The sequence below is a fragment of the Lutibacter sp. genome (genome assembly GCF_013139515.1).
Lineage (GTDB): Bacteria > Bacteroidota > Bacteroidia > Flavobacteriales > Flavobacteriaceae > Lutibacter.
Map to the genome: position 1 here is coordinate 1 of NZ_WTAR01000036.1, position 11,169 is coordinate 11,169.

10 protein-coding genes are annotated in these 11,169 nt (G+C 28.6%); 6 read left to right on the forward strand and 4 right to left on the reverse strand.

The annotated features are described in order from the left end of the window. Positions 1-138: 138 nt before the first annotated feature. From GQ540_RS04630 to GQ540_RS04645, 4 genes are all read left to right on the forward strand, one after another. Positions 139-873 carry a rhomboid family intramembrane serine protease gene (locus GQ540_RS04630; RefSeq protein ID WP_291798051.1) on the forward strand — a complete coding sequence of 245 codons (735 nt, stop codon included), beginning with the start codon at positions 139-141 and terminating at the stop codon, positions 871-873. Then, the gene (locus GQ540_RS04635) at positions 830-1,711 is read left to right on the forward strand and encodes a rhomboid family intramembrane serine protease (RefSeq protein ID WP_291798055.1); all 882 of its coding nucleotides are present in this window, start codon (positions 830-832) and stop codon (positions 1,709-1,711) included. The genes GQ540_RS04630 and GQ540_RS04635 overlap by 44 nt, the downstream gene beginning before the upstream one ends. A 6-nt stretch (positions 1,712-1,717) precedes the next feature. Then, entirely contained in the window at positions 1,718-2,734 is a 1,017-nt protein-coding gene (locus tag GQ540_RS04640) for an endonuclease/exonuclease/phosphatase family protein (protein ID WP_291798058.1), read from the forward strand. A 68-nt stretch (positions 2,735-2,802) separates the two neighbouring features. Beyond that, positions 2,803-4,929, forward strand: a complete 2,127-nt coding sequence (locus tag GQ540_RS04645; RefSeq protein ID WP_291798060.1) for a DPP IV N-terminal domain-containing protein — start codon at positions 2,803-2,805, stop codon at positions 4,927-4,929. A gap of 54 nt (positions 4,930-4,983) precedes the next feature. Here the strand turns inward: GQ540_RS04645 and GQ540_RS04650 are convergent, their stop codons facing one another. Together GQ540_RS04650 and GQ540_RS04655 are read right to left on the reverse strand one after the other, a co-directional pair. Continuing rightward, positions 4,984-6,345 carry a pyridoxal-phosphate dependent enzyme gene (locus tag GQ540_RS04650; RefSeq protein WP_291798063.1) on the reverse strand — a complete coding sequence of 454 codons (1,362 nt, stop codon included), beginning with the start codon at positions 6,343-6,345 and terminating at the stop codon, positions 4,984-4,986. 88 nt (positions 6,346-6,433) lie between these two features. Then, positions 6,434-7,669 (reverse strand): FtsX-like permease family protein, encoded by a 1,236-nt coding sequence (locus GQ540_RS04655; RefSeq protein WP_291798066.1) that lies wholly within the window; start codon positions 7,667-7,669, stop codon positions 6,434-6,436. 57 nt (positions 7,670-7,726) lie between these two features. On the opposite strand from GQ540_RS04655, the gene GQ540_RS04660 reads away from it, so the two are divergent. Then, the gene (locus GQ540_RS04660; RefSeq protein ID WP_291798069.1) at positions 7,727-8,881 is read left to right on the forward strand and encodes a DUF1343 domain-containing protein; all 1,155 of its coding nucleotides are present in this window, start codon (positions 7,727-7,729) and stop codon (positions 8,879-8,881) included. Here the strand turns inward: GQ540_RS04660 and GQ540_RS04665 are convergent, their stop codons facing one another. Further along, on the reverse strand, positions 8,882-9,724 hold the full coding sequence (locus GQ540_RS04665; RefSeq protein WP_291798070.1) for a thioredoxin family protein: 843 nt from the start codon (positions 9,722-9,724) through the stop codon (positions 8,882-8,884). Between the two features lie 30 nt (positions 9,725-9,754). Next, positions 9,755-10,252, reverse strand: a complete 498-nt coding sequence (locus GQ540_RS04670) for a YkgJ family cysteine cluster protein (protein WP_291798072.1) — start codon at positions 10,250-10,252, stop codon at positions 9,755-9,757. 85 nt (positions 10,253-10,337) lie between these two features. Here GQ540_RS04670 and argS point away from each other — a divergent pair. Beyond that, a partial coding sequence (gene argS / locus GQ540_RS04675; RefSeq protein ID WP_291798074.1) for an arginine--tRNA ligase occupies positions 10,338-11,169 on the forward strand: 832 nt, incomplete at its 3' end.

Here is an 11,169-nt window from a genome sequence, read left to right on the forward strand (position 1 = left end):
AAGAAGATATTGTAAATAAATTGTTTATATGTAAACAACCTGATGTGTCTCCTTTTGGAAAAACAACATTTGTAACTATAAATATTGACGAAATTGATAAAAGGTTTAACAATTAACTATTGTTAGCTACTAAAAATTATGGGAAGAATTACAGAAGCAGTTAAACATTTAATATTAATAAATATACTTTTATTTATTGCGCCTCAATTTATACCTGCATTAGGTTTACAAAGTTTATTTGCGTTGCATTTTCCTGAAAGCCCTGAGTTTGGCGTTTGGCAGTTTGCTACACATATGTTTATGCATGGTGGTTTTAGCCATATACTTTTTAACATGTATGGTTTATGGGCTTTTGGAACACCTTTAGAACAAATGTGGGGAAAAAATAAATTTTTATTTTTCTACCTTTCTGCTGGTTTAGGGGCTGGTGTTATTTACACTTTAGTTAATTATTATCAGTTTAACGGTGTTTACGAAGAATTAATAAAAATTGGTTTATCAAGTAATGAAATTCAAAATATTTTAAATACAGGAAGTTATAATTCTCAAATTTTAGAGCATATTTCTGAAGCAAATTTATCTGATTTTTTTGCCACCTATCATACACCTGCAGTTGGAGCATCTGGTGCCATTTATGGTATATTAGTTGCTTTTGGTTTATCATTTCCAAATTCAAAATTAGCATTGATATTTTTACCAGTTCCAATAGCTGCAAAATATTTTATTCCTGCTATTATTTTAGGTGATTTATTTTTTGGTGTAACAAAATATTCAATAGGAAATGTAGCACACTTTGCTCATATTGGTGGAGCTTTAATAGGATTTATAATTGCTTGGTATTGGAAACAAAACCAATTTAAAAGATGGAACTAATTTGAACATTATAAACGACATAAAAAACGCTTATTACAAAGCCAACATCACTGAAAAAATAATATACATTAATGTAATATTATTTTTAATCACCGTTTTATTTACAAAATTTATTGTAGAATGGTTTGCGCTTCCTTCCAATTTAGATAGCTTTTTGTACACACCTTGGACTGTAATTACCTATAGTTTTATACACAAAGATATATTTCATATACTATCAAACATAATGGTATTGTATTATATTGGAAACTTATTTTTAAACTTTTATACTAAAAAACAATTTCTGAATTTTTACTTTTTAGGTGGTATTTTTGGTGGAATTGTGTTTTTAAGTTATTATTTTTTTATTGATAAAACTAGTGCTTTACCTTTAGCAGGAGCTTCAGCGGCTGTTACAAGCATTTTTATTGCCATAGCAACTAAAATTCCTAGATATGCAATTAGACTTCGGTTTATTGGAAGTGTAGAATTATGGGTATTGGCTGCAATTTGGGTTGTACTAAGCGTTTTACAATTAGCAAATCCAGATAAAGGCTCAGCAATTGCACATTTAAGTGGTGCGGCTTTTGGATTTATATATTCAAAACAATTAGAAAAAGGAAATGATATTGGCAAATGGTTTGAAGGCTTAATAGATTATTTTAGTAACATATTTAAACCTAAAAAGAAATCGCCTTTTAAAGCCGTTTATAAAACAAAAAGAAAATCTTCATCACAAGAAGTTTCTAAAACAAAGCAACGAAAAATTGATGATATACTTGATAAAATAAGTAAATCTGGTTACGAAAGTTTAACAAAAGAAGAAAAAGATTTTTTATTTAGAGCTGGGAAAAAATAATTGTTAATGAAAAAATTATCACTCATAGATAAATTTGTTACGATCATAAATTCATTGGTTGCAATTGCACTATTTATTTCATTTATAAGCTATTACATATCTCCTAATTCTATTTCAATAGTATCATTTATTAGTCTTACAGTACCTGTATTAATTATTATTAACTTTTTATTTGTAATTTATTGGGTGGTCAAATTAAAACGTCAGTTTTTAATATCAACCATTATTTTACTTCTAGGGTTTCAGCATGTCACCAAACTTTATAGTTTTGAAGAAAAAAAAGTTTTATTGACTTCTGACTTAAAAATAATGAGTTATAATGTTAGAATGTTTAATATTTATAATTGGATTGATGAAGAAAATCTAGATCAGAAAATATACGATTTCATAAACGAAAAACAACCTGATATTTTATGCTTACAAGAATTTAATCCAACTGTAAAATTAGGGTTTAATTATTCTTATAAATATATTAAAGCAAGTAAAAAAAGTAAAGTCTTTGGACAGGCAATTTTTTCAAACTACAAAATTATAAATACGGGCTCATTGAACTTTTTAAATACTGGAAATAATGCCATTTTTGCTGATATTATTAAAAAAAATGATACAATTAGAGTATATAATATTCATTTAGAATCGTTAAGTATCAATCCTAAAAAAGATTATTTCAATCAAGAAAATTCTGAAAAGTTAAAAATTAGAATTGAAAAAGCATTTAAAAAACAAGCCAATCAAACAGAATTAATTGTTAAACATCAAGAAAAAACGACATACAAATCTATTATCTGTGGCGATTTTAATAACACTGCCTTTTCATGGGTTTACAATAAACTTAAAAAAGGTAAAAATGATGCGTTTGAAGTTGCGGGAAAAGGGTTTGGAAAAACATACAATTATACCTTTCCTATGCGAATTGATTTTATATTAACTGATGAAGAAATTGAAATTAATAATTTTAAAACTTTTGATGTTTATTATTCCGACCATTATCCAATTATGACACGCTTAAATTTTAAGCCGTAAAGTGATCTAAATCATTAAAAACCTCCTTAAATTAATTAACTTTGTTATTCATCAAAATAATTCTACCAATGAAAAAAATATTTTCTTTACTGTTTTTATGTACGTTTCTTTTAGGGTATTCTCAACAACAAAACTTAACTGTTGACGATGCTGTTTTAGGTTATTACAAAGGCTTATATCCTTCATCTTTACAAAACTTAAAATGGGTTGACAACTCAGACTTATATGTTTTTCAAAAAGAAAATGAATTAATTTTTACCAATGCTAAAACCAATAAGGTTATTAAAAAAATAACTCTTGAAGAACTTCAAAAATCGTTTCCAACTTTAAAACGTTTTCCTCGTTTACAAAAAATTTCAACTACTGAATTAACCTTTAGTAATAAAAACAGTATTGAAGTTTTTAACTATATAACAAGCACCAATAGCACAACTATTTCTTTTGATAAATCTGCCGAAAATACCGAGTACAATTCAACTGCAAAATCGATTGCTTATACGTTAGATAATAATTTATTTATTGGAACAACTTCAAACCCAAAAGTAACTGTTACTGCAATTGATGACAAAAATATTGTTTCAGGACAGGCAATTCACAGAAGTGAATTTGGTATTGTAAAAGGAACTTTTTGGAGCCCTAAAGGAAATTATTTGGCATTTTATCAAAAAGATGAAAGCAATGTAACTAATTACCCTTTGGTTGATGTTACAACATATCCAGCTACTCTAAACAATATAAAATACCCAATGGCCGGACAAGGAAGTGAAAAAGCTAAAATTGGTATTTACAACTTAAAAAATAATGAAACTATTTATTTAGACATTGATACTTCTGATGAACATTATTTAACCAATTTATCATGGACACCAAATGAAAAGTATGTGTTGGTTGCTGAAATAAACAGAGGTCAAAACCATGTTTGGTACAATCGATACAGTATTGAAACTGGTAAAAAAATAAACACCTTATTTGAAGAAAAAAACAGTAAATGGACTGAGCCTGAGTTTGATGCAGTTTTCTTACCAAATTCAACTACAGAGTTTCTCTGGTTTAGTGAACGTGATGGCTTTATGAATTTATACCAATACACAACTGAAGGTGAATTAGTAAAACAATTAACCAACTTTAAATGGGTTGTTACAAGCATTTTAGGTTTTGATTCTAACGAAAAAAATGTTTTTATCACTGGAACAGGAGCTGACGCAAGAGAGTCACACACATTTAAGGTAAATTTAAAATCTGGTAAATACACAAAAATCACAAAAAAAAGTGCTTCACACAGAACCCAATTAAGTACAAATGGAGCATACATAATTGATACTTACAGTAGTTTAACCATACCTAGAAATATTGAAATTATTAACACTAAAAAAGGAAATACAACTTCAATATACACAGCTAAAAATCCATTAAAAGATTACAAATTAGGAACTACTGAGCTTGTTACACTAAAAGGTATTGATGGAACAGATTTGTATGCTAAAATTACAAAACCTGCAAATTTTGATGCTTCAAAAAAATATCCAGTTCTTGTATATGTTTATGGAGGACCACACGTGCAATTAGTAAAAAACTCTTGGTTAGGAGGTTCAAGCTTATGGATGCCTGCTTTTGCAAGTGCTGAAAATTATATTGTATTTACATTAGACAACAGGGGTTCTGCAAATAGAGGTTTTGCTTTTGAAAGTGTAATTCACAGAAACTTAGGAAATGCTGAAATTGAAGATCAATTAACAGGAATTGACTATTTAAAAACGTTAGATTTTATTGATAGTAGTAGAATTGCAGTTAATGGCTGGAGTTATGGTGGCTTTATGACGACAAGTTTAATGCTACGCAATCCTGGTGTATTTACAACAGCTGTTGCTGGTGGACCAGTTACAGATTGGAAATATTATGAAGTAATGTATGGTGAGCGCTATATGGACACACCTCAAGAAAACCCTGAAGGTTACAAAAAAGCTAAAGTCCACAATTATATTAAAAACTTAGATGGCAAACTGCTAATTATACATGGAAGTGTAGACCCAACTGTAGTACCACAGCATAGTATGACTTTGTTACAAGAAGCTGTAAAACAAAAAGTACAAATAGACTTTTTTACGTACCCAATGCACCCACATAATGTTCGTGGTGTAGATAGAGTTCATTTAGTAAAAAAAATGTTGGATTACGTTGTTAAAAACAACAAATAGTAACAACTATATAAAATAAAAAGCCTGCTTAAAATTTTTAAGCAGGCTTTTTATTTATTGAATAGCTCTAATAACATCGTGCTTTGTTATAATATGAAATTTATCATTTCCTAAATCTACCAATACAGCACTATTTTCCCTGTTAATTAGTTTTGAAATCTCATCAATTGAAGTGTTACTTTTCACAATAGGAAAAGGGTTACTCATTACTTCTTTAATAGGTTTATTTGCACTTTCTTTATCATCAAAATACAAATTGAATAGTTCACTTTCATCAACTGAACCAACAAAACCGTTTATATCTGTTACTGGAATTTGAGAAATATCATTCTCTCTCATTCGTTCAATTGCATGAGAAACTAATTCTTCTGTTTTTATGGTAATTAAGGGTGTATTAATACTTTCTTTAATTAAATCTACTGCCACTAATTTTTCTTCATCTAAAAAACCTCTTTCACGCATCCAATCATCATTAAACATTTTACCAACATAACGACTTCCATGGTCGTGAAACATTACAACAACAACATCCTCTTTTTTAAAGTGTTCTTTTAATTGCAACAATCCCTTAACTGCTGACCCTGCAGAATTCCCAACAAAAATACCTTCTTCTTTTGCTATTTTACGTGTATAAACCGCCGCATCTTTATCAGTAACTTTGGTAAAACCATCTATTACACTAAAATTAACATTTTTGGGTAAAATATCTTCCCCAATACCTTCAGTTATATATGGATATATTTCATTTTCATCAAAAATTCCAGTTTCGTGGTACTTTTTAAATACAGAACCATACGTATCTATTCCCCAAATTTTAATGGCTGGATTTTTCTCTTTTAAATATTTTCCAATACCTGAAATTGTTCCTCCGGTACCTACTCCAACTACAAAATGAGTTATTTTGCCTTCTGTTTGCTCCCAAATTTCTGGCCCAGTACTCTCATAATGCGCTAGTGAGTTTGACGGATTATCGTATTGGTTTACATACCAAGAATTTGGTGTTTCAGTTGCCAATCTTTTTGAAACTGAATAATAAGACCTCGCATCTTCTGGCTCAACATTTGTTGGACAAACTATAACTTCAGCACCAACAGCGCGTAAAATATCCATTTTTTCTTTCGATTGCTTATCACTAATCACACAAATTAATTTGTAATTACGCATAATAGCAACTAAAGCCAATCCCATTCCTGTATTCCCAGAAGTTCCTTCAATAATTGTACCTCCAGGTTTTAACAAACCTTGTGCTTCAGCATCATCAATCATTTTTACCGCCATTCTATCTTTTGCTGAATTCCCTGGATTGAATGTTTCAACTTTAGCTAACACTAGAGCATCAATCTCTTCAATAATTGTATTTAATTTAACCAAAGGAGTGTTCCCAATGGTTTCTAATATATTTTTAGCGTAGTTCATTTTGTAAATTTAGTAGTGCAAATGTACCATGTTTTATGAAAGCAATATTTAATCACACATCCAATATAATTAAAAATACTAATTGAAATTATTCAAATTTAATAGATTTTACTGGACTAATTTTAGATACTATTACTGATGGAATTATTAACATAAGAAAACATAAAATGAGTGTGCCAATATTTAATAATAAAATATATCCAAAATCAATATAAATAGGCACTGTATTTACATAATACGTTGTTGGGTCTAACGAAATAAAGTTACCATATTTTTGAGAAAATAAAATAAGTAAACCTATAAGGTTTCCCCAAAACAAACCTCTTAAAATTAAATAACTTGCGTTGTATAAAAACACTTTTCTAATACTCATATTAGTACTACCTAACGCTTTTAAAATACCCACCATTTGAGTTCTTTCTAAAATTAACACTAGTAAAGCAGTAATCATATTAATGCCTGCAACTAGCACCATAATAACAATTATCACATAAATATTGGTGTCAAACAAATTAATCCATTCAAAAATTTCTGGATATTTTTCAACAATACTTTGGCTGTTTAATGTTGATGCTGTTTGTTCATAAACTTCCTGACTGGTTTCATCAATAGTATCAAAATCATTAATAAACACTTCAAAACCTCCAACTTCATCTTCTTTCCATCTATTCATTTTTTGAATATGCCGAATATCTGCTATCACAAAATTCTCATCAAATTCCTGAAAACCAGAATTGTAAATCCCCACAACTTTTAACACTCTTAGCCAAGGTGCTTTTGAAGGATTATCTTTTACAAAAAGCATATTAAATTCATCGCCCAAATTAATTTTTAATCTGTTTGAAATTTCACTTGAAATTAACACTTCATAAGAAACTTCAGTACTATAATTTGGCAATGATCCTTTAACTAAATATTCTTTAAAAAAAGACCAATCATAATCATTTGAAACACCTTTAAAAATAACACCTTCAAAATCGGTTTCAGTTCTAATAATTCCAGCTTTCGTAGCAAAAACTTGAACTTTATTTACTGCTTCAACATTAGAAAATATTGGATAAAAATCTTGATTTTTAGAAACAGGCATTAAAGTAATTCCTGAGTTATTTGTATCAAAATTTGTAATTTGAATATGGCCGTTAAAACCTGCTAGTTTTTCACGAATTTTTAATTGCAAACCAATTCCTGTTGAAATAGCAATCATCATAATAACAATACCAATTGTAATGGCAATAATTGCAATTTTTATTATAGGTGAAGATACACTACTTTTATACTGTTTTGCAGCAATAATTCGTTTTGCAATAAATAACTCGTAATTCAATTTTTATCTATGATTTCTTATTCGTTCAAAAATACATATTTCTTATTGTTTTTTTTTATGTTTTTTAGTTTCATTTCTTGCGGACAAGATTTGGAATCAAAAAAGAAAACGTTAAACATAGAAACTGGAGCCCAACAAACAAAATTATATTTAAAGCTTCTTAAAGCTAAAAATGTTGCTGTTGTTGCCAATCAAACGTCTGTAATATTTAAAAAAAATAACACACACACGCATTTAGTTGATAGTCTACTTCATTTAAAAATAAATATTACCACCGTTTTTTCTCCTGAACACGGTTTTAGAGGAAAAGCTGATGCCAGTGAAAAAGTTGCTGATGGAAAAGATTCAAAAACAGGATTACCAATAATTTCGCTTTATGGAAAAAATAAAAAACCGACAAAAGAACAGTTAAAAGCAATTGATATACTAGTTTTTGATATACAAGATGTTGGTGTACGTTTTTACACCTATATTTCTACATTACATTATGTTATGGAAGCGTGTGCTGAAGTTGGAATTCCACTTATTGTTTTTGACAGACCAAATCCTAATGGCCATTATATTGACGGACCAACTTTAGAAATTGAGCACAAAAGTTTTGTTGGTATGCACCCAGTTCCGCTTGTTTATGGAATGACTATTGGTGAATATGCACATATGATTAATGGTGAGCTTTGGTTAAAAAATAATGTAACTTGTAATTTAACTGTAATTCCTTTAAAAAATTACACGCATCAAAGTTCTTATAGTTTACCCATTCGTCCTTCTCCAAATTTACCGAATGATATTGCTATAAATTTATACCCAAGCTTAGGCTTTTTTGAAGGAACTACTATAAATGCAGGTAGAGGAACTGAAAATCAGTTTCAACAATATGGAGCTCCTTTTTTCCTAGAAAATGATTTTAGTTATACACCTCATCCAAATTTTGGGTCAAAATACCCAAAGCATAACAATAAATTATGTTATGGTGTTTATTTAAAAAATATTGAGCGACTAAATTATGTGAACATGGAATGGTTAGTAGATGCTTATAAAAAAACGCCTAAAAGTGAAACTTTTTTTGGTGCAACTTTTACAGTGCATGCCGGAAACACACTGTTAGAAAATCAACTTAAAAACGGTTTATCTGCAAAAGAAATTCAAAATTCATGGCACCCGAAAATAGAAGTATTTAAACAAATTCGAAAAAAATATTTACTGTATAAATAGTTATTTTTCTAACAAAAAATTAATCTTTTTTAGATAACTACCATTATTTTCAATAGTCAATATTTCTTTATGTATTTTTTCTGTATCACTTTCTAATTCTAATTTTGAAAAACAATAGTATTTAATAAATAAATACAATCCTTTATTTTTAGTTTCTACATCTTTAAATTCTTTCTCCAACTTTTTTAAAACACTTTTATAACTCTTAAAATATGCTTTATTTAATAGTTTCAACAACTCAATTTTTTCTAATGTAATTAAATCCTCTTTATCTGTATATTTAATAGCATTTTTCAAATAATAATTACTTCTTTTAATAAACGACTGTTTAGAATCTCCATTTATAATAAAGCCAACATCTTGAAATTTTAAAGCTACCCTCAAATTGGAAAACACATTTTCCGGGTCTTTTTCCAAAATAAACATTGCTCTATTTATGCTTGTTATATTTAATGAAAAAGATGTTAACAAATCAGAAATATATTGTTTATTCTTATAACCTACTGAGGCATAAAGTTGATTTCCCCAACTATCTAAAATCATTACATTAGGAATACCTCTTACATTATATTTACTTGACACAGATCGATTTGAGTCAATATCAATTTTTACTGGAATAAAGTTATCCATTAATAACTTAATTTCGTCATTATCCCACACATCCCAATCCATTTTTTTACAAGGAGCACACCAATCAGCCCAAAAATCAATCAAAATTGGTTTATTTAAAAGTTTTGACATTTTTTTAGCATCCTCAAGAGATGTCATCCAATTTGAATTTGCTTTTGAAGTAACGGGAATGGTCATCAAGACCAATAGAAGAATTGATATAATCTTATTCATGTTTTTTTTTCAAATATATAAAAGTTTATCTTATAATGGCAACTTCTCTTTCAACGCTTCAATAATATTATAACTCGCTGGGCAAATAGCAGTGTTTATTAGCGTTAAATCTGTAATTTGAATAAATTTTCTACGATTTGTGTGTGGATATTCGCCACACGCTTTTGGTCTAACATCATAAATAAAACAAGAATTATCATTCAAGTCTAAAAAAGTACACGGTGATGTTTTTAACACATAAAAATCATCTGCATCTCTATCTAAATATTGTGAAATAAAATTCACAACCTTCATTTTTAAATGTTTAGAAATTCGTTGGATATCTTTATTAGTAAATATTGGACTGGTAGTTTTACAACAATTTCCACACGTTAAACAATCTGTTTTTTCAAACTCCTTTTCGTGTAAATCTTGCATTATTAAATCTAAACGCTTTGGAGTTCGTTTCTTTAGTTTGGCAAAATACTTTTTATTTTCAACGTGCTTTTCTTTTGCTAATTCTGGTAATTCCTTTAAAAACTCTTCCATTGTTCTAATTTAACAGCGAAAATACAATTAAAATATTTCAAAATTTATGTATTTTTGCACTTCAAAATATTTCAGCAAAAAAATTATGCAAAACATTTTAGAAGTAGCCGTAAAAAAAGGCTTTCAAGAAATTTACAATACAACTATTGAATCGGTTGAATTTCAAGCTACTAAAAAAGATTTCGAGGGTGATATTACCATTGTAGTTTTTGCGTTTTTACGCTTTGTAAAAGGTAATCCTGTTGAAATAGGCACAAAAATTGGTGAGTACTTAAAAGAGAATGTTGCACAAGTTTCAGATTTTAATGTTGTTAAAGGTTTTTTGAACTTAGTTATTGCTGATTCATATTTTACAAAAAGCTTTAATACAATTTATAAAACTAAAAACTTTGGATTTATAACTCCAACTACAACTGAAAAAGCTGTAATGGTTGAATATTCTTCACCAAACACTAATAAACCACTGCATTTAGGACATATTAGAAATAACTTATTAGGCTATTCTGTAGCTGAAATCATAAAAGCTTCAGGAAAAAAAGTGTTCAAAACACAAATTATTAACGACCGTGGTATTCATATTTGTAAAAGTATGTTGGCTTGGCAGCGTTTTGGAAATGGTGAAACTCCTAAAAGTACTGGCTTAAAAGGTGATAAATTAGTTGGTAATTATTATGTAAGATTCGATCAAGAATATAAAAAAGAAATTAAGCGATTAATTGATGAAGGAATAACTGAAGATGAAGCTAAAAAACAAGCGCCGCTTTTAGTTGAAGCACAAGAAATGTTGTTGAAATGGGAAGCTGGAGATACTGACGTTGTTTCACTTTGGAAAACTATGAATCAATGGGTTTATAAAGGTTTCGAACAAACTTATAAAGAATTAGGTGTTGATTTTGACAAAAATTATTACGAAAGTA

Bases quoted from the DNA above. Each gene is read 5' to 3' on its own strand.
- GQ540_RS04645 (WP_291798060.1), top strand. From the start codon at position 2,803: ATGAAAAAAATATTTTCTTTACTGTTTTTATGTACGTTTCTTTTAGGG.
- GQ540_RS04660 (WP_291798069.1), top strand. From the start codon at position 7,727: ATGTTTTTTAGTTTCATTTCTTGCGGACAAGATTTGGAATCAAAAAAG.
- GQ540_RS04665 (WP_291798070.1), bottom strand. From the start codon at position 9,724: ATGAATAAGATTATATCAATTCTTCTATTGGTCTTGATGACCATTCCC.
- GQ540_RS04640 (WP_291798058.1), top strand. From the start codon at position 1,718: ATGAAAAAATTATCACTCATAGATAAATTTGTTACGATCATAAATTCA.
- GQ540_RS04670 (WP_291798072.1), bottom strand. From the start codon at position 10,252: ATGGAAGAGTTTTTAAAGGAATTACCAGAATTAGCAAAAGAAAAGCAC.
- GQ540_RS04630 (WP_291798051.1), top strand. From the start codon at position 139: ATGGGAAGAATTACAGAAGCAGTTAAACATTTAATATTAATAAATATA.
- GQ540_RS04650 (WP_291798063.1), bottom strand. From the start codon at position 6,345: ATGAACTACGCTAAAAATATATTAGAAACCATTGGGAACACTCCTTTG.